This window comes from Sulfitobacter aestuarii, assembly GCF_042685005.1.
GTDB lineage: Bacteria > Pseudomonadota > Alphaproteobacteria > Rhodobacterales > Rhodobacteraceae > Sulfitobacter > Sulfitobacter aestuarii.
The window spans coordinates 1-21876 of sequence record NZ_JBHUMP010000030.1; the positions used below are offsets into that span (position 1 = coordinate 1).

Annotated in this window: 19 protein-coding genes; 12 read left to right on the forward strand and 7 right to left on the reverse strand. The window is 65.3% G+C overall.

Annotated features, from left to right (window positions below):
* The first annotated feature begins 106 nt into the window (after window positions 1-106).
* Complete coding sequence (locus ACFSUD_RS18440; RefSeq protein WP_386375976.1) at window positions 107-1465, forward strand: polysaccharide biosynthesis/export family protein; 1359 nt, start codon at window positions 107-109, stop codon at window positions 1463-1465.
* Between the two features lie 91 nt (window positions 1466-1556).
* Window positions 1557-2363, forward strand: coding sequence for a metallophosphoesterase family protein (locus tag ACFSUD_RS18445; RefSeq protein WP_386375977.1), 807 nt, complete (start codon window positions 1557-1559; stop codon window positions 2361-2363).
* A gap of 68 nt (window positions 2364-2431) precedes the next feature.
* Here ACFSUD_RS18445 and ACFSUD_RS18450 read toward each other — a convergent pair whose 3' ends face one another.
* Genes ACFSUD_RS18450 through ACFSUD_RS18460 form a run of 3 tightly spaced genes read right to left on the reverse strand, consistent with a single transcriptional unit; the run spans window position 2432 to window position 6095 of the window.
* Complete coding sequence (locus ACFSUD_RS18450; RefSeq protein ID WP_386375978.1) at window positions 2432-4648, reverse strand: TRAP transporter permease; 2217 nt, start codon at window positions 4646-4648, stop codon at window positions 2432-2434.
* A 2-nt stretch (window positions 4649-4650) separates the two neighbouring features.
* The gene (locus tag ACFSUD_RS18455) at window positions 4651-5118 is read right to left on the reverse strand and encodes a DUF1850 domain-containing protein (RefSeq protein WP_386375979.1); all 468 of its coding nucleotides are present in this window, start codon (window positions 5116-5118) and stop codon (window positions 4651-4653) included.
* Window positions 5118-6095, reverse strand: a complete 978-nt coding sequence (locus ACFSUD_RS18460) for a TAXI family TRAP transporter solute-binding subunit (protein WP_386375980.1) — start codon at window positions 6093-6095, stop codon at window positions 5118-5120. The genes ACFSUD_RS18455 and ACFSUD_RS18460 overlap by 1 nt, the downstream gene beginning before the upstream one ends.
* A 267-nt stretch (window positions 6096-6362) precedes the next feature.
* Between ACFSUD_RS18460 and ACFSUD_RS18465 the strand changes: the two genes are divergently transcribed.
* The 7 genes from ACFSUD_RS18465 (at window position 6363) to ACFSUD_RS18495 (ending at window position 13486) form a co-directional block, all read left to right on the forward strand.
* Complete coding sequence (locus tag ACFSUD_RS18465; protein ID WP_386375981.1) at window positions 6363-6782, forward strand: BLUF domain-containing protein; 420 nt, start codon at window positions 6363-6365, stop codon at window positions 6780-6782.
* Between the two features lie 110 nt (window positions 6783-6892).
* Window positions 6893-7777, forward strand: a complete 885-nt coding sequence (locus ACFSUD_RS18470) for a substrate-binding domain-containing protein (RefSeq protein ID WP_386375982.1) — start codon at window positions 6893-6895, stop codon at window positions 7775-7777.
* 158 nt (window positions 7778-7935) lie between these two features.
* Complete coding sequence (locus tag ACFSUD_RS18475) at window positions 7936-9573, forward strand: peptide ABC transporter substrate-binding protein (protein WP_386375983.1); 1638 nt, start codon at window positions 7936-7938, stop codon at window positions 9571-9573.
* 81 nt (window positions 9574-9654) lie between these two features.
* Entirely contained in the window at window positions 9655-10578 is a 924-nt protein-coding gene (gene oppB / locus ACFSUD_RS18480; protein ID WP_386375984.1) for an oligopeptide ABC transporter permease OppB, read from the forward strand.
* 1 nt (window position 10579) lies between these two features.
* Entirely contained in the window at window positions 10580-11506 is a 927-nt protein-coding gene (locus ACFSUD_RS18485; RefSeq protein WP_386375985.1) for an ABC transporter permease subunit, read from the forward strand.
* Window position 11507: 1 nt separating this feature from the next.
* Window positions 11508-12488: an oligopeptide/dipeptide ABC transporter ATP-binding protein gene (locus tag ACFSUD_RS18490; protein ID WP_386375986.1), complete on the forward strand. Its 981-nt coding sequence runs from the start codon at window positions 11508-11510 to the stop codon at window positions 12486-12488.
* A complete protein-coding gene (locus ACFSUD_RS18495) occupies window positions 12485-13486 on the forward strand; it encodes an oligopeptide/dipeptide ABC transporter ATP-binding protein (protein ID WP_386375987.1) in 1002 nt (333 codons plus the stop codon). The genes ACFSUD_RS18490 and ACFSUD_RS18495 overlap by 4 nt, the downstream gene beginning before the upstream one ends.
* A 10-nt stretch (window positions 13487-13496) precedes the next feature.
* Here the strand turns inward: ACFSUD_RS18495 and ACFSUD_RS18500 are convergent, their stop codons facing one another.
* The 4 genes from ACFSUD_RS18500 to ACFSUD_RS18515 form a co-directional block, all read right to left on the reverse strand.
* The gene (locus tag ACFSUD_RS18500; RefSeq protein ID WP_386375988.1) at window positions 13497-14306 is read right to left on the reverse strand and encodes a molybdate ABC transporter substrate-binding protein; all 810 of its coding nucleotides are present in this window, start codon (window positions 14304-14306) and stop codon (window positions 13497-13499) included.
* 74 nt (window positions 14307-14380) lie between these two features.
* Entirely contained in the window at window positions 14381-15223 is an 843-nt protein-coding gene (locus ACFSUD_RS18505) for a substrate-binding domain-containing protein (RefSeq protein ID WP_386375989.1), read from the reverse strand.
* A 1-nt stretch (window position 15224) separates the two neighbouring features.
* Entirely contained in the window at window positions 15225-16019 is a 795-nt protein-coding gene (locus ACFSUD_RS18510; protein ID WP_386375990.1) for an ATP-binding cassette domain-containing protein, read from the reverse strand.
* Window positions 16012-16719, reverse strand: a complete 708-nt coding sequence (locus ACFSUD_RS18515) for an ABC transporter permease (protein ID WP_386375991.1) — start codon at window positions 16717-16719, stop codon at window positions 16012-16014. Before ACFSUD_RS18515 ends, ACFSUD_RS18510 begins: the two co-directional genes overlap by 8 nt.
* Window positions 16720-17150: 431 nt before the next feature.
* On the opposite strand from ACFSUD_RS18515, the gene ACFSUD_RS18520 reads away from it, so the two are divergent.
* The 3 genes from ACFSUD_RS18520 to ACFSUD_RS18530 all read left to right on the forward strand — a co-directional run.
* Window positions 17151-18908 (forward strand): NAD(P)H-dependent oxidoreductase subunit E, encoded by a 1758-nt coding sequence (locus ACFSUD_RS18520; protein ID WP_386375992.1) that lies wholly within the window; start codon window positions 17151-17153, stop codon window positions 18906-18908.
* Window positions 18905-21685, forward strand: coding sequence for a formate dehydrogenase subunit alpha (fdhF, locus tag ACFSUD_RS18525; protein ID WP_386375993.1), 2781 nt, complete (start codon window positions 18905-18907; stop codon window positions 21683-21685). Before ACFSUD_RS18520 ends, fdhF begins: the two co-directional genes overlap by 4 nt.
* 48 nt (window positions 21686-21733) lie before the next feature.
* On the forward strand, window positions 21734-21876 hold a 143-nt coding region (locus ACFSUD_RS18530; protein ID WP_386375994.1), incomplete at its 3' end, for a formate--tetrahydrofolate ligase.

The window sequence follows — 21876 nt, forward strand, 5'->3', positions numbered from 1 at the left end:
GTGCAGTCGCGGCAATGGGCCGGGGGCAAGACCGGCGAGATTTCAACCCGTGTGGTCCTGCGATGACGGGCCGGGCGACAGCAATGATATATCCGAGGTAAAAGTAATGCGCATTTTCCTGACCGCGATCCTGGCGTTGAGCCTGACGGGATGTGGCACGATCTACCGCAGCTCGAAAGTGGTCGAGGGCGCTGCCGGGGCGAGCAATGTGCGGGTGTTGCCGCTCAATGCCGAGACCGTGGTGCAGGCCAATCGCGCGCCCTATGCGCCGAAGACCCTGCCGGCGATCTTCCGCCAGACCGCGGGTGGCTCGGCCTCGGTGCGCGGTGCGGGCGCGCTGCCGGTGCCGCCGCTCAGCGGCGAGCAGCGGCCCCGCGCGCTGGAACTGCGCCTGCCGCCGAACCAGGAGCCGGGCCCCTATATGATCGGGGTCGGCGACGTTGTGTTGTTGTCCACGCCCGCCGGTGCCTCGACGATCGAGCAGCTTTCCGGGCTGCTGGCGGCGCAGAATTCGCGGCAGGGCTATACCGTGCAGGATGACGGTTCGATCAACATTCCCAATGTCGGGCGGGTGCGGATCGCCGGGATGACCATCGAGGATGCCGAGGCGGCACTGTTCCAGAAGCTGGTGGAGAACCAGATCGACCCGACCTTCAGCCTGGAGATTGCCGAGTTCAATTCGCGGCGCGTGTCGATCGGCGGCGCGGTGGCCAATCCGGCGGTGGTGCCGGTGACGCTGACGCCGCTCTATCTCGATCAGGCGCTGGCGGCGGCGGGCGGGATTACCGTCGAGGATCAGGATTATGCCTCGGTGCGGCTCTACCGTGACGGCGCGCTTTATCAGATTCCGCTGACCGAGCTTTATTCACGTGCCGGTCTGACCCGCACCCGGCTGCTGCCGGGCGATGCGATCTTCGTGGATACCGAGTATCAGCTCGGCCGGGCGCAGGAATATTTCGCCCAGCAGATCACGCTCCTCCAGGCCCGGCAGGGGCTGCGCACGGCGGCGCTGTCGGAATTGCAGGCGGAAATCTCGCTGCGCCAGTCGGCGCTGGCCGAGGCGCGCGACAATTACCGCGCGCGGATCGAACTCGGGGCGGACAACCGCGATTATGTCTATCTGACCGGCGAGGTCGGCAAGCAGTCGCGTTTCGCGCTGCCTTTCGAACGCCGCGCCAAGCTGGCGGATGCGCTGTTTGATTCCGGCGGGGTGGCCTCCACAACCGGCGACGTGTCGCAGATCTACGTGCTGCGCGCCTCGGATGATCCGCGTGAATTCGGCGCGGTGACCGCCTGGCATCTGGATGCGCGCAATGCGGCGAATTTCGCGCTGGCGACGCGGTTCGAGCTGCGCCCCGATGACATCATCTTCATCGCCCAGCAGCCGGTGACCCGCTGGGACCGCTCGCTCTCGCAGATCGTGCCGACGCTGGTCAATACCGGCTCCAAGCTCTCCGGCAACTGAGCCACCGCGAAAGAGACGATGCCGCGCGATTGCTGCGCGCGGCATTGCACGTCTATACTCCGGCGGGAATGCTTGCTGCCGGAGCGTCTTGATGACCCGTTTCATCCATCTGACCGATCTGCATATTTCGCATCCCGACGCCGGGGATGACACGCTGCATTCGGATACGCCGGGCAATCTGCAAGGCGCGGTGGCGCTGATCAATGCGATGCCGGTGCCGCCCGAATTCGTAGTGGTCAGCGGCGATCTGACCAACCGGGGCGACGGGCCGAGCTATGCGCTGCTGCGCCGCTTGCTGGCGCCGTTGCGCCCGCCGCTCCTGCTGGCGCTCGGCAATCACGACGACCGCGCCGTGTTCCATCGGGTGTTTCGCGAGACCCGCGGCGAGGCGCCCTATTGTCATGACAGCCTGCAGGGCGGGCTGCATGTGATCGTGCTCGATACGCTGGTGCCGCGGAAGATCTCCGGCGCGCTCTGTGCCGGGCAGTTCGACTTTCTGAGCGCGGCGCTGGCGCGGCACGAGGCTGCGCCCAAGCTGCTGGTGCTGCATCATCCGCCGAAGATCGATCCTCTCGGGCCCGAATGGGCCTGCCTTGATGGCGCCAGCACCGAGCGGCTTGCCGGGCTGCTGCGCGGCAGGCGCGTGGCGGGGATCCTGTCGGGGCATATCCATATCGACCGGGTGTCGCATTGGCACAATATCCCGCTGGTGATCTCGCGCGGGCTGCATTCGACGATCGACATGCTCGAGCCGAAGGATCTGCGGATCGTGGAGGGCACCGGCATGGCGATCTGCGACTGGCGGGACTCGGGGCTGAGCGTGAGTTTCCTGCCGCTGAGCCCGGCGGCGCGGGAACTGGTGGTGGTCGATCACCGGCATCTGAAGAATTCCGGCTGACCCGAACGGCAAGGGCCGGAAAGGGAGCGGGAGACGACGTTGCCGCCGTCTCCCCTTGGTTTACCGGTTCAGCTCACGACTGCGCTGGCGGCGCGGCTGTTGCGCAGGAACACCCCGCCGACCAGCGCCGCGCCGATCGCCATGGTCAGCCAGTCGGTCGAGATCAGCAGCAGGCCGCCGATGCTCAGCGCCAGTTTGTCGAGCTTGCCGAGCGTGGCGCGGAAATGCCCGATATAGGCCGCCGACAGCGCGACGATGCAGATCACCCCGCTGACCAGCGCCGCGACGAATTCGACCGCGTTGAAATTCACGAACAGCAGGCTCGGCGCGTAGATGAACATGAACGGCACCAGCGCCTTGCCCATCGACAGGCGGAAGGCGGTCGTGCCGGTGGTCATCGGCTCGGATCGCGCCAGCCCGGCGGCGGCATAGGCGGCGAGCGCCACCGGCGGTGTCACATCGGCCAGCACCCCGAAGTAGAAGACGAAGAAATGCGTCGCGATCAGCGGGATGTCGAATTCCAGCAGCGCCGGGGCGGCGATGGAGGCGAGGATGATATAGGTCGGCGTGGTCGGGATGCCGGCCCCCATGATGATGCAGGCAATCGCCACGAAGACCAGACCGAAGAACAGCGCCAGGCTCTTTTCCGACAACAGCCCGGTGAAATCCATCGCGGTGACGAAACCGGCGAGATCATAGGCGAGCTGCACCACCGCGGCGGAGAATTTGAAGCCGAGACCGGTCAGCGTGGTGATCCCGAGCAGGAAGCCGACACAGGCGCAGGCGGCGCCGATGGCGAGGGCGAATTTCGCGCCATCCTCGAAACCGCGTACCAGCCGCGGCGGGGTCAGCACGGTGGAGCGGTCCATGTCGGTGTTGCCAAGCGCATGCATCAGCGCCGGGACATAGGAGAAGACGATGGTCAGGATGATGCCCCAGAAGGCAGCGAGGAACGGCGTGTATTGCATCAGCAGCAGCCCGACCATCACGATCAGCGGGATGAACAGGTGCCAGGATTTCTTCAGCACTGCCTTGAACTGCGGGATCTTGTCCGAGGACAGGCCGGAAAGCCCGAGCCGCTTGGCCTCAAGGTGCACCATGAGGAGGATCGCCAGATAGTGGAAGGCGGCCGGGATGATCGCGATCAGGATGATCTCGTTATAGGGCACGCCGAGCATTTCGGTCATCACGAAGGCCGAGGCCCCCATGATCGGCGGGGTCACCTGACCGCCGCAGGAGGCCGATGCCTCGATCGCCCCGGCAAAGCGCGGGGTGAAGCCGGATTTCTTCATCAGCGGAATGGTGAAGGCGCCGGTGGTCACGGTATTGGCGATCGGCGAGCCGGAGATCATCCCGAAGAAGCCCGAGGAGACCACCGAGACCTTGGCGCTGCCGCCCGAGGCGCGGCCCGCGACGATGGTCGCGAGGTCGATAAACAACTGCCCGAGGCCGCTCATTTGCGCGAGAATGCCGAACAGCACGAAGTGGAACACGTAGGTCGCGACGACCCCGACCGCGACGCCGTAGATGCCTTCGGTGCCGACAAAGAGATGGTTGATGATGCGCAGGATGTTGTAGCCGCGGTGTCCGAGGATGCCCGGCATATAGGGGCCGAACAGCGCATAGATCACGCAGAACACGCCGATGAAGGCCAGCGTCGGCCCCATGGTGCGGCGCGTGGCCTCCAGCGTCATGATGATGGCGATCAGCCCGACCATGTATTCCTGCGGGCGCGGATCGCCGACATTGACGATGAAGACATCGCGGAAGAACACCACCAGATAGAGCGAGAAACCGGCGCCGAGAATCGCGAACAGCCAGTCGCGCAGCGCCACCTTGCTGCCCGGCAGGCCGCGCCCCTTGAGCGGCAGGGTCAGCACGGTCAGCGCGACCATCGCCGCTCCGAAGAGATAGGTCAGGCTGCTGGCGGGCAGGGCGCGCACGAGGTCATAGGTGATATAGAGATAGAAGGCGCCGAAGATCGCGCTGTCGATCCAGAGACGGCGGGTCGGCTCGGCGCGGCGGCGCGGGAAGACGAGGAACACCAGCCCCATGACGAAGGTCAGGTGAATGGTGCGGTGGGTGACTTCGTTGAGCAGGCCGAACCCGGCGGTATAGACATGGAACAACGACAGCGTGACGCTCAGCACGGTGACCAGCAGGGCGGTCGGCCCGATCAGGTTGCGGAAATTCGATTCCGAATCGTATTCGCGCACCAGCGCCTCGATCTCGTCGGCGCTCAGCTCGCGGTCCTCGGAAACGGATCGTTGCGTTTGCTCTGTCATTGCTATTCCTTGGTCTTGCAGCCCGATATCAGCAGGGCGCTCCGCCCCAGTGGCGCTAGTGGTATAATTTCACTGCCAATGTACAGGGTGTTTTTGAACTCGCGTTGAATTCTCACGATCATTTCGCCGATCTGCCGGTCGAGATCGAGGATGAAACGGCCCTCCTCATGGCGAAAACCGGTGGCGTCGAGATCGTTGCCGAGCGAGGGCAGGCCCGCGCCATGGGCTTCGAAAATCTCGCCGGTCTGCAGAATGGCGCCGTCACGCAGCACATAGAGATCGCGCACCGGGGTGCGGGAGACCGAATGGATGAAGCCGAGGGAGAAGGAATTGTCGTCGGTCAGCGCGTATCGCGCGATGCTCTCGCCGTCGGGGTGGCTGCCCAGGCAGAGGTCGGCGGCGCGGGCGGGCAGGGGAAGGATGGCCAGTATGGCCATCCCGAGGGCGCCGAGGGCGCCGCTAGCGGGCATCACTTGATGCCTTTTTCCGCGAAATACTTTTCCGCACCCGGATGCAGCGGCACGGAGACGCTTTCCAGCGCCTTGTCGAGCGAGATTTCCTTGCCCTTGGGGTGCACGTTGCCGAGCGTCTCGGTGTTCTCGTAGAGCGCCTTGGTCACCGCATAGATCACGTCTTCGGGCACATCCGCATGGGTGGCCCAGATGGCGCGCACGGCGAGGGTTTCGACATCCTCGTCCTGACCCTTGTAGGTGCCGCCCGCCAGAACCGCGTTGGCGTAATAGGGCTGGGATTCCTGCAGCTTGGCGACCGCCGGACCGCTGAGCGGCACGATGCGGATCTCATGGCCGTTGGCGAGATCGGTGACCGAGGAAGTCGGCGAACCGGCGGTGATCAGCGAGGCGTCGAGATTGCCGTCCTTGATCTTGTCCACCGACTGCGCGAAGGAGGAGAAATCCTCCGCGACGTCTTCGCGGGTCATGCCGTTGGCTTCGAGCAGGTCGCCCAGAAGCTGCCACTGGCCGGAGCCCGGGGAACCGGAGGAGATCGTCTTGCCCTTCAGATCGGCGAAGGTCTCGATCCCGGAATCGGCACGCACCACGAGCTGCACGGTCTCGGGGTAGAGCGCGCCGATGGCGCGGATATTGCCCTGTTCCTCACCGTCGAACTGGTTGATGCCCTTGTAGGCCGCATCGAGAATGTCGGCGGCGACGAAGGCGGATTCGATCTCGCCGCGGCCGAGCAGCTTGGCATTGGCGACCGAGGCATTGCCGGTCTCCGCGGTGGCCGACAGCTTGGTGTCGGGGATCTCGGCGGTGTTAGAGATCAGCTGCGCCAGCATCCCGCCGAGCGGGTAGTAGGTGCCGCCGGTGCCGCCGGTGGCGATCCCGAAGAACACCCGTTCGGCGGCGAAGCCGGGCAGGGCGGTGAGGTTCAGCAGCGGCGCGGCGGCGACGCTGCCGAGAAAGGCACGACGTGACAGGTTCATATGGTCTCTTCCCTTTTTCAGGCCGTTCGCTGGCACAGGCGCGAGCTTCGCCCCTGTGTTCACCGGCTCAGGCCGCGATAAGCGATGGCGGGCGCAAGCCCCCATAAACACGTGTATTTCCCAGCGCGGTCACGATGTCCAGTCCGGTTTTCGCGGGCGCGGGCGCGGCGCTGGTCTTGAAAGGCCGGGCGCGCTAGGCTGTCGGCACCTGTTTCGCCCCCGGCGGCGTGCCTTTCGCGCAGGCGCGCCATGCGAAGGAAGCTGCCGATGCATTTCCTGATCTATACCAGCACGTCGCGCCATTTGATGGCGCAATCGGCGCTCGCGTCGCTGCTCGAACAAAGCCGTCTGCGCAATGCGGCGGATGAGGTAACCGGCATGCTGCTCTACAAGGGCGGCAGTTTCATGCAGGTGCTCGAAGGCGAGAAGGGCGTGATCTTCGCCACCTTCGCGCGGATCGGGGCGGATGCGCGGCACAAGGATGTCACCCTGCTGCGCGACCGGAAAATCGAGGCGCGCAGCTTCGCGGGCTGGTCGATGGGGTTTCGCGCGGTGGATGACAGCGATCTTGCCGGACGCCCCGGCTATGCCGAGCTGGGCGGGGCGCTGTTCGATGGCGCCGCGCTGGTCGAGAGGCCGCATGTCGCGCTGAAGCTGTTGCGCTCCTTTCACCGCAACACCCGCTGAGCCCGCCGCACCGGGAGCGCAGTCTGCGGCGAGGCTATCGAACCGCCGCGCCGTCGTGCTAGGCTGCCGCTGGCCGAGACCGGACACGCAACCAGAACACAGCGAGACATATGCTTCAGACAATGCAGGAAACGCCGCCGATCTACCTGACCACGCGGGAGGTCGCCGAACTGCTGCGGGTGAAGGAGCGCAAGGTCTATGACATGGCCGCCGCGGGGGAGATCCCGCATCGCCGGATCACCGGCAAGCTGCTGTTTCCGCGCGCCGAAGTCTTTGCCTGGATCGAGGGCGACGGCGCCCTGCGCCCGCCCCGGCGCCCGGCGCTGCTGACCGGCTCGCATGATCCGCTGCTCGACTGGGCCCTGCGCGAATCCGGCTGCGGGCTGGCCTCGCTGCTGCAGGGTTCCGCGCAGGGGCTGGAGAGTTTCGCCGCCGGGGAGGCGGCGCTCGCGGGATTGCATATCCCCTCGTCCGGCGAGGGCTGGAACATCGAGAGCGTCGCGGCGCGGGAACTGGGCCATGCGGTGCTGATCTCCTGGGCGCGGCGGCGGCGCGGGCTGGTGCTGGCGCCGGGGATGGACGCGCGGATCAAAAGCTTTGCTGATCTCAAGGGCCACCGGGTGGCGCGGCGCCAGGAGGGGGCGGGCAGCGCGGTGCTTTTCGCGCATCTGCTGGGCGAGCACGGGCTGTCGGAGGGCGATCTGTCGCTGTCAGGCGCCACCGCGCATACCGAGCATGACGCCGCCGCCGCCGTGGCCGCCGGGGAAGCGGACGCGGCGATCGGGCTCGAGACCTTGGCGCGGCAGTTCCACCTGCCCTTCCTGCCGCTGGTAGACGAGCATTTCGATCTGCTGATCGACCGGCGCAGCTATTTCACCGAGCCGCTGCAGCTTCTGCTGGCCTTCGCGCGGGGCGCGCAGGTGGCGCGGAAGGCGCAGGCGATGGGCGGCTATGACATCGGCGGGCTCGGCGAAGTGCGCTGGCTCTCGCCCTGAGCGCGTCGCCGTTTTTCGCGTCTTTCCGCCTCTCGCGGGCGGTGACGTCGCGACAGGCTTGCATGCATGACACGCATCTTGCCTTGTTGCACGCACAACGATAAAGTGCATCCATGAAGCTGTCTTCATGCCGATCACGCGTCAACAGGAGGTCACTCATGTCTATCAAGAACATCACCCGCACCGCGTCCACTTTCGCGCTGCTCGCCGCCGGGGCCGGGCTGCTCGCCACGCCGCTGCAGGCCGCCGAAGTGCCCGATGGCGTCACCCTGGCCGAGGATCAGAGCTATACGTTCTGGCTGCTCGACGCTATCAAGTCGATGGATCCGCAGATCAACACCGACGTCGAAGGTTCCGACATCCTGCGCAACCTCTTCGAAGGGCTCTACAACGAGGATGCCAGCGGCGCGCTGGTGCCCGGCGTGGCGCTGAGCCACGAGCTTTCCGACGACGGTCTGACCTATACGTTCAAGCTGCGCCCGGAGGCCCGATGGTCGGATGGCGAGCCGGTCACGGCGCAGGATTTCGTCTATGCCTGGCGGCGGCTGGCGGATCCGGCGACCGCGTCGGAATATGCCTGGTACATGGAGCTGATGCAGCTTGCGAACGCGCCCGAGGTGATCGCCGGGGACAAGCCGGTCGAGGCGCTCGGCGTCACGGCGGTGGACGATCACACGCTTGAAGTGAAGATCACCACGCCGCTGCCCTATTTTCCGCAGATGCTGGCCCATGCCTCCACCTTCCCGGTACGCCAGGACGTGATCGAGGCCGCGGGCGACAACTGGACCCTGCCGGAGAACCTGGTCGGCAACGGTGCCTATGTGCTCAAGGAGCATATCCTCGGCGAACGGGTCGAGATGGAGAAATCCGACAGCTATTGGGATGCCGAAAACACGGTAATGACGACGCTAACCGCGCTGACGATCAACGACGTCAACCAGGGGCTGACCCGCTATCTCGCCGGAGAGCTCGACCGGGTGAACGTCCCCGCCGGGCAATATCCGCGGCTCAAGAAGGAACGCCCGGACGAGGCGACCTCGCTGCCCTATTCCTGCTCCTACATCTATATGATGAATGTCGGCGAGAAGGGGCCGGAGGCGTTGAAGGATGTCAACGTGCGCAAGGCGTTGTCCTATGCGATCAACCGCGACGTGATCGTCGACAATATCCTGCGGGGCGGGCAGAAGGCGTCCTACAACTGGACCCATTGGGCAACCGCCGGTTTCGAGATGCCGCAGATCGATTATGCGGGCTGGAGCCAGGAAGAGCGGATGAACAAGGCGCGCGAACTGCTCGAGGAGGCGGGCTATTCGCCGAGCAACCCGCTGGAGCTGGAGCTCAACTACAACACGTCCGAGGATCACAAGAAGATCGCGATCGCGGCCTCGCAATTCCTCAAGCCGCTCGGGGTCAACCTGACGCTCAACAACATGGAGTGGAAGGTGCATACCGACCGGATGCAGGCGCAGGATTTCGAGCTGGCGCGCTATGCCTGGTGCGGCGATTACAACGAGGCCTCGACCTATCTCGACCTCTTCACCTCCTATTCGGGCCATAACAACGGCGAATTCTTCAACGAGGAATACGACCGGCTCATGAAGGAGTCCAAGACCGCGCAGGATCCGCAGCCGATGTATACTGCGGCGGAGCAGATCCTCGCCGAGGAAATGCCGGTGATCCCGATCTATCATTATGCCAAGGTTGACATGATCGCCAGCGACGTGAAGGGGCTGCCGCGCGAGAACGTGATGCAGACCTGGTATGGCAAGGATCTCTACCGGGTCGCGGAAGAGTAAGCCCCGAGCGTAGGTCTCGGGCGCGCGCAACCCGTCGGCGCGGGCCGTCCCGGTCCGCGCCGCCGCTGTGAGGAGCCTGTCTTGATCGTCTATATCCTCAAACGTCTGGCCCTGGCGGTGCCGACGCTGCTGATCCTGATCGTGGTGTCCTTCATGCTGATGCATGCGGCACCCGGCGGGCCCTTCACCGCCGAGCGCGAGCTGCCGCCGCAGGTGCTGGCCAATCTCAACGCCAAATACGGGCTCGACGAACCGCTGTGGCGGCAGATCCTCAGCTATCTCTGGGGCATCGTCGCGCATTTCGATTTCGGCCCCTCCTTCGTCTACAAGGACCGCAGTGTGAACCAGATCATCGCGCAGGGTTTCCCGGTGACCATGACCTATGGTTCCATCGCCTTCGTCGTGGCGGTGCTGGTCGGCGTGTCGCTCGGCGTGGCGGCGGCGGTGCGGCAGAATTCCTGGCTCGACTATTTCGCCGTCGGCGTGTCGATCGGGGCGCAGGTGCTGCCGAATTTCGTGATGGCGCCGATCCTCGTGCTGGTCTTCACCCTCTGGCTCGGCTGGCTGCCGGGGGGCGGCTGGCAGGGCGGGCAGTGGCAATATCTGGTGATGCCGGTGATCGCGCTCTCGACCTCCTTCATGGCCTCGATCGCCCGGATCACCCGGTCTTCGATGCTGGAGGTGCTGACCTCCAACCACATTCGCACGGCGCGGGCCAAGGGGCTGTCCACGCGCCGGGTGATCGCGCGCCATGCGCTGAAACCGGCGCTGTTGCCGGTGATCTCCTATCTCGGCCCGGCCTTCGTGGCGATGATCACCGGCTCGGTGATCGTGGACATCTACTTTTCCACCGGCGGCATCGGCAAGGCCTTCGTCGACAGCGCCCTGAACCGCGATTACGCGGTGATGATGGGGGTGACGATCCTGATGGGCGCGCTGACGATTTTCTTCAACCTCGTGGTCGACGTGCTCTATGCCTGGATCGATCCGAAGATCCGGTACTGACATGGTGATCGACAGGCAGAAAATGACCTCGCTGGCCGAGGCCACCGCGCGCGAAGAGGTCGCGGGGCGCTCGCTCTGGGCCGATGCGCGGCGGCGCTTTTTTCGCAACCGGGCGGCGGTGCTGGGGCTGTTCCTGCTCGGCTTCGTGGCGCTCTTCGCGCTTTTTGGCGGATTTTTCGCGCAATGGTCGAACGAGGAGCTCGACTTCACCGTGATGGGGCAGATCGCCGAACGGGGCGGCCCGTCATTCGCCACGGGGCATTATTTCGGCACCGACGACCTTGGCCGCGATCTCTTCGCGCGCACTGTGCAGGGCACGCAGATCTCGCTGGCCGTCGGCATCGTCGGCGCGGCGATTGCCGTTGTCGTCGGCACGCTCTGGGGCGCGACGGCGGGCTATCTCGGTGGGCGGGTCGACAATATCATGATGCGCGCCGTCGATATCCTGATCGCCATTCCCTACATGTTCGTGCTGATCCTGCTGCTGGTGATGTATGGCCGTTCGATCACCATGCTGTTCGTCGGCGTCGGGCTGATCTCCTGGCTGGAGATGAGCCGCATCGTGCGGGGCCAGACATTGACGCTGAAGAACCGTGATTACATCGAGGCGGCCCGTGCCATCGGCGTTTCGACCCCGGTGATCATCCGCCGCCATATCCTGCCCAACCTGCTCGGGGTGGTCGCGGTCTATGCGACGTTGCTGGTGCCGCTGATGATCCTGACCGAAAGCTTCATCTCCTTTCTCGGGCTCGGCGTGCAGGAGCCGCTGACCTCGCTCGGCGCGCTGATCTCGGAAGGCTCGGGCACCATCGCCTATGGCACGCTCTGGCAGCTCGCCTTCCCGATGTCCTTCTTCGTGGTGACCCTCTTCGGCTTCTTCTTCGTCGGCGACGGTTTGCGCGATGCGCTCGACCCGAAGGATCGATGAGATGGCCCTGCTGGACGTGAACAATCTCTCGGTGCGCTTTGACACGCAGGACGGCGTGGTCCATGCGGTCAATGACGTCTCGCTTTCGGTCGAGAAGGGCGAGAGCCTCGGCATCGTCGGGGAAAGCGGCTCAGGCAAGAGCCAGCTCAGCTTCGCGCTGATGGGGCTGCTGGCGCGCAACGGTCGGGCCGAGGGCTCGGTGCGCTTTGACGGGCGGGAGATCCTGAACGGCGGCGAGCGGCTGCTGAACCGCTATCGCGCCGAGCGCATGGCGATGGTGTTCCAGGATCCGATGACCTCGCTCAACCCCTATATGCGGATCTCCGAGCAGATGGCCGAGGTGCTGACCCAGCATCAGGGCCTGAGCAAACGCGCCGCCATGGCGCAGGCGGCCGATATGCTCGACGCGGTGAAGATCCCCGATGCGAAGAACCGGCTGCGGCTCTATCCGCACGAATTCTCCGGCGGCATGCGGCAGCGGGTGATGATCGCCATGGCGTTGCTGTGCCGACCGGAATTGCTCATCGCCGACGAGCCGACCACGGCGCTCGACGTGACCGTGCAGGCGCAGATCATGGCGTTGCTCGCGGAGCTGCAGCAGGAATTCGGCATGGCGATCATCCTGATCACCCATGACCTCGGCGTGGTGGCCGGGTTCTGCGACCGGGCGCTGGTGCTCTATGGCGGGCGGATCATGGAGGAAGCGCCGGTCGATCCGCTTTTCGAGATGCCGAGCCATCCTTATACCCGCGGGCTGATCGAGGCGATCCCGCGGGTCGATCAGGGTCAGGCGGCCTTGCGCGCGATTCCCGGCAATCCGCCCAACATGACCGGCGCGCCCGTTGGCTGCCCCTTCGTGCCGCGCTGCCCCCATGCCGGAGAGGATTGCCGCGCCGTCATGCCGCCGCTGGAGCGCTTCGCATCGGGCCGCGCGCGTGCCTGCCATCGCGACATTGCCACGATCACGGAGGCTGCGAGATGAGCTCACCGCTGTTGCAGGTCGAGGATCTGCGCGTCACCTTCGACATCCCCCGTCCCGGAGCGCTGCCCTGGCAGGCGCCGCAGCAGCTGCGCGCTGTCAATGGGGTCAGCTTTGCGCTGGAGGCGGGACAGACCCTCGGCATCGTCGGGGAAAGCGGCTGTGGCAAATCCACCCTGGCGCGGGCGCTGATCCGGATGCTGCCCGCACGGGGGCGGGTGCTCTGGCAGGGCGAGACCGACCTGCTCGACCTGTCGGCGCGGCGGATGCTGGCCTATCGCTCCGAGATCCAGATGATCTTCCAGGATCCGCTGGCGGCGCTCAATCCGCGGCTGACGGTGGGCGAGATCATCGCCGAACCCCTGCGCACCCATCGTCCCGAGCTCGGCGCGAAGGCGCGGCGCGAGAAGGTCCGCGCGATGATGGAACGGGTCGGGCTGCTGGCCAATCAGGTCAACCGCTATCCGCATGAATTCTCCGGCGGCCAGTGCCAGCGCATCGGCATCGCCCGCGCGCTGATCGTCGAGCCGAAGCTGCTGATCTGCGACGAACCGGTCTCGGCGCTCGATGTGTCGATCCAGGCGCAGGTGATCAACCTGCTGGACGAGCTGCGCCGCGAGCTCGGGCTGACGATCATCTTCATCGCCCATGACCTGAGCGTGGTGAAACATATCTCCGATCAGGTGATGGTGCTCTATCTCGGTCGGGTGATGGAACAGGCCCCGGCGCCGGTGCTCTTTGCCGATCCGCAGCATCCCTATACCCAGGCGCTGCTGTCGGCGGTGCCGATCCCCGACCCGGCGGCGGAGCGCGCCAAGGTGGTGATCCCGCTCGAGGGCGATCTGCCCTCGCCGATGAATCCGCCTTCGGGCTGCGTCTTTCGCAGTCGTTGCCCGCGCGCCGCGCCGCGCTGTGCGGCCGAGGTGCCCGAACCGGGCGCGGGCGCGCATCGCGTTGCCTGTCACTTTCCCGGCCCGGTGAGCCGGGCCGAGATCGCCTGAACCCGCCGGGTTATTCCGCCGCTGGCAGGCCCGACGTTGCTAAACCGTATTGCGCGAGGATCTGCTGTCCCTCCGGCGACAGGATGTAGAACGCCAATTCCCAGGCCGCGCGCGGCACGTCCTGCAGCACCGTCAGCCCGTAATCGGCACCGACCGCGAGCGGCTCGGGCAGGGCGATGATCTGCAGTCCCGGCGTGTCCTGCTGCGCCAACACGGCGTTGGTGCAATAGGTCAGGAAGACATCGGCCTGCTGCTCTGCCATGACCCAGCCATAGGGGTTGCGCCCGGCGGGCGGCTGCGCGCTCTGCGGCCCGCCGGTGAGTTGCAGCGCCTTGGTCTCAAGCTGCGCGCGTGCACCGGGGGTCAGGTTCTCGGCCTTGGCGAAAACTTCCCAGGCGTAATCGCCGGACGGGTCGGCCTTCGGCGTCGAGGTACCGAGCCGGATGTCGGGGTTGAGCATCGTGTCGAGCAGGCTGTCGGAGCTCACCTGCACCCCCGGCTGGGCCAGCGCGCAGAGCCGGTTGCGGGCAAACAGCACCACCGGCGCGGCGCGGCCCTCGCTGGCAAGTTTCTGCGGATGGCGCATGTTGGCGGAAGCGAAGACCTGCGCCGCCTCGCCGCCTTCGATCCGCTCCCGCAGCAGGCCGGACGGGGCGAAATGGGTCTCGACCGGCCGCGCGGTCTGGCCGGTGAAACTCCCGGCCAGACCGCCCATTGCCGCTTTCAGCGAACCGGCGGCATGGAGCTGCACCGGCTCGGCGGCGAGAACAGGCGGGGCGGCGAGGATCATGGCGAACAGGACGCCGAACATATGTCGCATCTTGGGGTCTTTCCTGGCGATGTCATGGAGATCGGGATCGGCCCCGGCAGCGTGCCGCCGGAGCCGCGCCGGGCTCAGCCGGTTTCTTTCATCTCGGCCTTTTCGGCATTGGGGAAGAACAGCTGCTCGCCATCGACCTTGTAGCTGCGGATCGCGTTCTGGCCCTCGGCGGAGATCACCCAATCGACGAATTTCTGGCCGAGATCGGCCTTCACATTGGGGTGTTTCTCGGGATTCACCAGGATGATGCCGTATTGGTTGAACATCCTGTCATCGCCCTGCACCGCGATCTGGTAATCGCCCTTGTTGCCGAAGCTGATCCAGGTGGCGCGGTCGCTCATCACATAGGCGCCCATCCCGGTGGCGGTGTTAAGAGTCGCGCCCATGCCTGAGCCCGCCTCGCGGTACCAATCGCCCGAGGCGGCGGCGACGTCGATCCCGGCCTGCTCCCAGAGCCGCAGCTCGGCCTTGTGGGTGCCGCTGTCATCGCCGCGCGAGGCGAAGGACGCTTCGGCCTCGGCGATCTTGCCGAGCGCCGCGACAACGTCGCTCATCCCCGCGACACCGGCCGGATCGGCGGGCGGGCCGACGATGACGAAATCATTGTACATCACGTCGAAACGCTGCACCCCGTCGCCGGATTCGACAAAGGCCAGCTCCGCCGGTTTGGCGTGGACGAAGAGCACATCGCCGTCGCCGTTGGCAGCATTTTTGATGGCCTGACCGGTGCCGACCGCAACGACGCGCACTTCGATGCCCGTCTTGTCCTGGAACATCGGCAGGATGTGATCGAAGAGGCCTGAGTTCTGGGTCGAGGTCGTGGATTGCACCAGGATGAAGTCGTCTGTGGCCAGCGCGGGACCTGCGAAGGCGAGGAGCGTGGCAGCGGCGAGACCGCCGAGATTGCGTCTGATCATGTCAAATTTCCCTTGTTAAATCAGATTGCTGTTCGTTCGGTGAATCGAGATGCAGCCGCCCGGCGAGCCAGGCGCGTGCCGCATCGGAACGGGGCGCTTCGAGGATTTGGCGCGCCGCGCCCGTTTCGGCGACCCGGCCGCGGTGCAGGAACACCAGATCGTCGCCAAGACGGCGCGCCTGACCGGCATCATGGGTGACCAGCACGATGGTCGTGCCGCGTTGCCGGGCGAGACGGATCAGCTCTTCGACCGCATGGGTCGAGCCGGGATCGAGGCTGGCGGTGGGCTCATCCAGAAACAGGATTTCGGGGCGGCAGGCCAGCGCCCGGGCCATTGCCAGACGCTGTTGTTCACCGCCCGAGAGCACCCGGGCCGGGCGCTGTGCGAGATCGGTGAGCCGGGCCTGGGCCAGGGCTTCCTCGGCGCGGGCGCGGCGTTCGGCGCGGGGCAGCCCCTGCACGCCGAGCGCGAAACGCAGGTTGGCGATCACCGAGCGGCGCAGCAGCACCGGGCGCTGGAACACCATGGCCTGCGCGCGTCGCGCGGCGCGGTCGAGCGGGCGGCCGCGCCACAGGACCTGCCCGGCGCTGGGGCGCACCAGCCCGTGCAGCAACCGGAGCAGCAGGCTCTTGCCCGCGCCGTTGGCGCCGAGGATCACCGTGCAGCGGCCCGGACGGATCGACAGATCGACTCCGTCGACCAGCGCCTTGCCGTCGAGGGTCAGCGACACGCCGCGCGCCTGCAACAGCGGCCCGTCGCAGATACCGGCGGGCAGGGGGATCACCCGGTCATGCATAGGCCGACCTCGCCGCCGAGGCGCGCAGGCTCATCGCCGCGCCGTTGACCAGCACCGCGATGGCCAGCAAGACCACGCCGAGCGCCAGCGCCAGATGCAGATTGCCCTTCGAGGTTTCGAGCGCGATCGTCGTGGTCATCACCCGCGTGACATGGTTGATATTGCCGCCCACGATGATCACCGCGCCGACCTCGGCCACCGCGCGGCCGAACCCGGCAAGGCTCACCGTCAGCAGGCTGTAGCGCGCATCCCAGAGCAGCGCACTTACCCGGCGCAGCGGCCCGACGCCGAGCGAGGAGAAATGTTCGGCATATTCACCGTGCAGATCCTCCACCACCTGCCGGGTCAGCGCGGCGATGATCGGGGTCACGAGGATCACCTGCGCGATCACCATCGCGGTCGGGGTATAAAGCAGGCCGAGCGGCCCGAGTGGCCCGGCGGCGGAGAGCATCAGGTAGACCAGCAGCCCGACCACCACCGGCGGCAGGCCCATCAGCGTGTTGAGCAGGACGGAGATCACGCCGCGCCCGGGAAAGCGGAAGGCGCCGATCAGGGCGCCGAGCGGGAAGCCGATCAGACAGGAGATCAGCACCGCGCTGAGGGTGACGCGCAGCGACAGGCCGATGATTTCCAGCAGCGCCGGATCCCCCGAGAGGATCAGCGCGACGGAATCGGCAAATATCGCTCCGAAACTCTGCATATTACGTGTTCTCTCCCAATTTTGGGAAGGAAAGCATGAAAATGCATAGGAAACCAGCGTTTGACGGGGTGGCACGAATAATTATGGGCAGGGGGTTGGTTATTGACGGAGCGGGTGATGGGTGTGGGGGGCATGATGGGTGCTCGCACCCATCTTTCCCCGCATCACAAAAAACAGCCCCCCAACCTCCCCCGCAATCCAGCCCCACATTTTCGGGGGCAAGCGTCGCAACCCGCGCCCGGACTGTCGGAGCGGTGCTTGGCGCAGCTCTACATATATGGCAAAGGCCCAGTGGGGTCATGAAATATGGGCGATTCACCGACTTGCTCCAGCCGGTATGCAAAAGTCTACCTTCAGAATATCTTGCCAGAGACATGTTGACCCAAATGAAAATTAATTAAACAATGGGAATAACAGGGAGATTGCACAGCATGGCTTTGGATGATCAAAAAGGCGTCTGGAAATCGGGCAAGGGCAAGGGCCGTCATACGCCCAAGGGGCGGCAGTTGCAGGACGAGGCCTGGAGCGACGTTCAGGCACTTCTCGGCGATGCGCCGCGCCGCCGCGACCTGCTCATCGAGCATCTTCACCTGATTCAGGACAAGTTCGGCCATCTGTCCGCCGCGCATCTGCGCGCGCTGGCCGAGGAGATGCGGCTGAGCATGGCCGAGGTCTATGAGGTCGCGACCTTCTATGCCCATTTCGACATCGTCAAGGAAGGCGAGACGCCGCCCCCGGCGCTGACCATTCGGGTCTGCGATTCGCTGTCCTGCGAGCTCGCGGGTGCGCAGCAGTTGAAGTCGGCGCTCGAAGATGGGCTGGATCCCGCCGAGGTCCGCGTACTGCGCGCGCCCTGCATGGGGCGTTGCGATACCGCGCCCGTGCTGGAGATCGGCCACAATCATATCGATCACGCCACCCCGGAAAAGGTGCAGGCAGCGATCAAGGCCGACGACACCCATGCCCATGTCCCCGATTACGAGGCCTATGATGCCTATGCCGCCGTCGGCGGCTACGAGACGCTGAAAGACCTGCGCGAGAACGGCGATTGGGAAGAGGTCCAGGCCCAGATCAAGGAATCGGGCCTGCGCGGTCTCGGCGGCGCCGGCTTCCCCTCGGGCACCAAATGGGGCTTCGTGCGCGGCAATGCCGGGCCGCGTTACCTGGCTGTCAACGGCGACGAAGGCGAGCCGGGCACGTTCAAGGACCGCTACTACCTTGAGCGCACGCCGCATCTCTTCCTCGAGGGCATGTTGATCGCCGCCTGGGCGGTCGAGGCCGATACCTGCTTCATCTACATGCGCGACGAATATCCGGCGGTGCTGGAGATTCTCGCCAAGGAGATCGCGGCGCTGGAGACCGCCGGGATCGTCGAGAAGGGCTATATCGACCTGCGCCGTGGCGCCGGGGCCTATATCTGCGGCGAAGAATCCGCGATGATCGAAAGCATCGAGGGCAAGCGCGGGTTGCCGCGGCACCGTCCGCCCTATGTGGCGCAGGTGGGTATCTTCGACCGCCCGACGCTGGTGCATAACGTCGAAACCCTGCTCTGGGTCGCGCGGGTCTGCCGCGAGGGGCCGGAATGTCTCAACAGCACCGAGAAGAACGGCCGCAGGGGCCTGCGCAGCTATTCGGTATCGGGCCGTGTCGCGAATCCGGGCGTGCATCTGCTGCCCGCCGGCTCGACCATCAGTGACATCATCGAGGCCTGCGGTGGCATGGCCGAGGGTCATGTCTTCAAGGCCTATCAGCCCGGCGGCCCGTCCTCCGGTCTGCTGCCCGCCTCGATCAACGACGTGCCGCTCGATTTCGATACGCTGCAGCCACTCGGAAGCTTCATCGGCTCCGCCGCCGTGGTGGTGTTGTCGGAGGCCGACAGTGCCAAGGCCGCGGCGCTCAACATGCTGCGTTTCTTCGAAGACGAAAGCTGCGGGCAATGCACGCCCTGCCGGGTGGGCTGCGAGAAGGCGGTCAAGCTGATGCAGGCCGATCATTGGGATCAGGACCTACTGGAAGATCTGAGCACCGCCATGGTCGATGCCTCGATCTGCGGCCTCGGACAGGCGGCGCCGAACCCGATCCGCATGGTGATGAAGCATTTCGCCCATGAGGTGACAGCGGATACCAGCAAGAACACCAAGAGCTACGATACTGACCAGAGCCTTGAAGGCGGGGAGCAGGTGCAATGACCGAGACCATCCGATTCACTCTCGACGGTGTTGAAGTCGAGGCCGCGAAGGGCGACACGATCTGGGAAGTGGCCAATGGCCGCGGGTTGAAGATCCCGCATCTGTGCCACAAGCCCGCACCGGGCTACCGCCCGGACGGCAATTGCCGCGCCTGCATGGTGGAGATCGAAGGCGAGCGCGTGCTGGCCGCCTCCTGTATCCGCGAGCCCAGCGAGGGCATGGTGGTCACCACCAACAACGCCCGCGCCGAGAACGCCCGGCGCATGGTCGTCGAACTGCTGGTCGCCGACCAGCCCGAGCCCGAAGTCGCACATGACAAATCCAGCCATTTCTGGGATATGGTTGAGCTCGGCGGGGTTAGCGAAAGCCGCTTCCCGAAGCTCGAAGAAGGCCGCATTCCGCTGCTCGATGACAGCCATGTGGCAATGTCGGTCAACCTCGATGCCTGTATCCAATGCGGCCTCTGCGTGCGCGCCTGCCGCGAGGTGCAGGTCAATGACGTGATCGGCATGGCCGGGCGCGGGCATGATGCCTATCCGACCTTCGACTTCGCCGACCCGATGGGCGCTTCCACCTGCGTGGCCTGTGGTGAATGTGTGCAGGCCTGCCCGACGGGCGCGCTGATGCCCTCCTCGGTGGTCGATGAGGCCCAGGTCGGCGACAGCGCCGATTACGACAGCGAGACGAAATCCGTCTGCCCGTTCTGCGGCGTCGGCTGTCAGGTCAGCCTCAAGGTCAAGGACGGCAAGGTCAAATATGTCGAGGGCATCAACGGCCCGGCCAACGAGGGGCGGCTCTGCGTCAAGGGGCGCTTCGGCTACGATTATATCCATCACCCGCACCGGCTGACCAAGCCGATGATCCGCCGCGAAGACGCGCCGCCCAAGGGGCTGAACGTCGATCCCGCCGATCTCTCCACCCATTTCCGCGAGGCGAGCTGGGACGAGGCGCTTGATTTCGCCGCCGGTGGCATGGCCAAGATCGCCCAGGCCCATGGCGGCAAGGCCGTGGCCGGTTTCGGCTCGGCGAAATGCACCAACGAGGAAGCCTATCTGTTCCAGAAGCTGATCCGTGAAGGCTTCAAGCACAACAACGTCGATCACTGCACGCGTCTGTGCCACGCCTCCTCGGTCTCGGCCCTGATCGAGAATGTCGGCTCCGGCGCGGTGACCGCGACATTCAACGAGATCGAGAATGCCGATGTGGCGATCGTCATCGGGGCCAACCCGATCGAGAACCATCCTGTCGCGGCGACCTATTTCAAGCAGTTCACCAAACGCGGCGGCAAGCTGATCGTGATGGACCCGCGCGGTCAGGCGCTCAAGCGCTTTGCCTATCAGATGCTGCAGTTCCGTCCCGGCGCCGATGTCTCGATGCTGAACGCGATCATGAACGTGATCGTCGAGGAAAAACTCTACGACCAGCAATATATCGACGCCTATACCGAGAATTGGGACGCCGAGAAGGCGCATCTGAAGGATTTCACCCCCGAGAAGATGGCCGAGATCTGCGGCATCGAACCCGAAGTGCTGCGCGACGTGGCGCGGACCTTCGCCGGGGCCAAGTCGGCGATGATCTTCTGGGGCATGGGCGTTTCGCAGCATATCCACGGCACCGACAATTCCCGCTGCCTGATTTCGCTGGCGCTGATGTGCGGCCAGATCGGGCGTCCGGGTTCCGGCCTGCACCCGCTGCGCGGACAGAACAACGTCCAGGGTGCTTCCGATGCCGGGCTGATCCCGATGTTCCTGCCCGATTACCAGAGCGTCACCGACGATTCCGTGCGCAAGGCCTTTACCGATGTCTGGGGCAGCGGCGATTTCAGCAACGAGAAGGGGCTGACCGTCACCGAGATTGTCGATGACATCCACGCGGGCAACACGAGGTCGATGTATATCCTCGGCGAGAACCCGGCGATGTCGGATCCGGATGTGGACCACGCCCGCGAGGCCTTCGCCAAGCTCGAGCATCTGGTGGTGCAGGACATCTTCCTGACCGAGACCGCCAATTACGCCGACGTGCTGCTGCCGGCCTCGGCGCTTTACGAGAAATCGGGCACCGTGTCCAACACCAACCGGCAGGTGCAGATGGTGCGCCCGGCGGTGGCGCCTCCGGGCGAGGCCAAGGAAGACTGGTGGATCGAGGTCGAACTCGCCAAGCGGCTGGGCCTCGGCTGGACCTATACCGATCCCGGCCAGGTGTTCGACGAGATGGCGATCAACATGCGCTCTTTCGACAACATCACCTGGGAGCGGCTGAAGACCGAGGCGGTGACCTATCCGTCGCTGTCGCCGGAAGATCCCGGTCAGGCAGTGGTGTTCGGCGACGGTTTCCCGCGCCCCGAGGGCCGTGCCAAGTTCACCCCGGCCAGCGTGATCGCGCCCGACGAGGCGCCGGATGCGGAATATCCGATGATCATGACCACCGGGCGCCAGCTCGAACATTGGCACACCGGCTCGATGACCCGGCGCTCGACGGTGCTCGACGCGGTGGAGCCCGAGGCCAATGCATCGCTGCATCCCAAGACCCTGCGCAGGATGGGTGTCGAACCGGGCGGCATGATCACCCTGACCACGCGGCGCGGCAGCATCACCATCATGGCGCGTGCCGACCGGGCGGTCGCCGAGGACATGGTCTTCGTGCCCTTCGCCTATGTGGAGGCGGCGGCCAATATCCTGACCAACCCCGCGATCGACCCCTACGGCAAGATTCCGGAGTTCAAATTCGCCGCGGTGCGTGTCGAAAAGGCAGCGAACAAGGCAATGGTCGCCGAATAACCGGCGGCCGCGACAACAACAGACGTTCTCGACAAGGAGCAAACAGACATGGCTTTCAAGACCGACATTCAGATTGCGCGCGAGGCGCAGAAGCGGCCGATCCAGGAGATTGGCGAGAAGCTCGGGATCTCCAGCGACGATCTTCTGCCCTATGGGCATGACAAGGCGAAGGTGAGCCAGACGTTCATCGA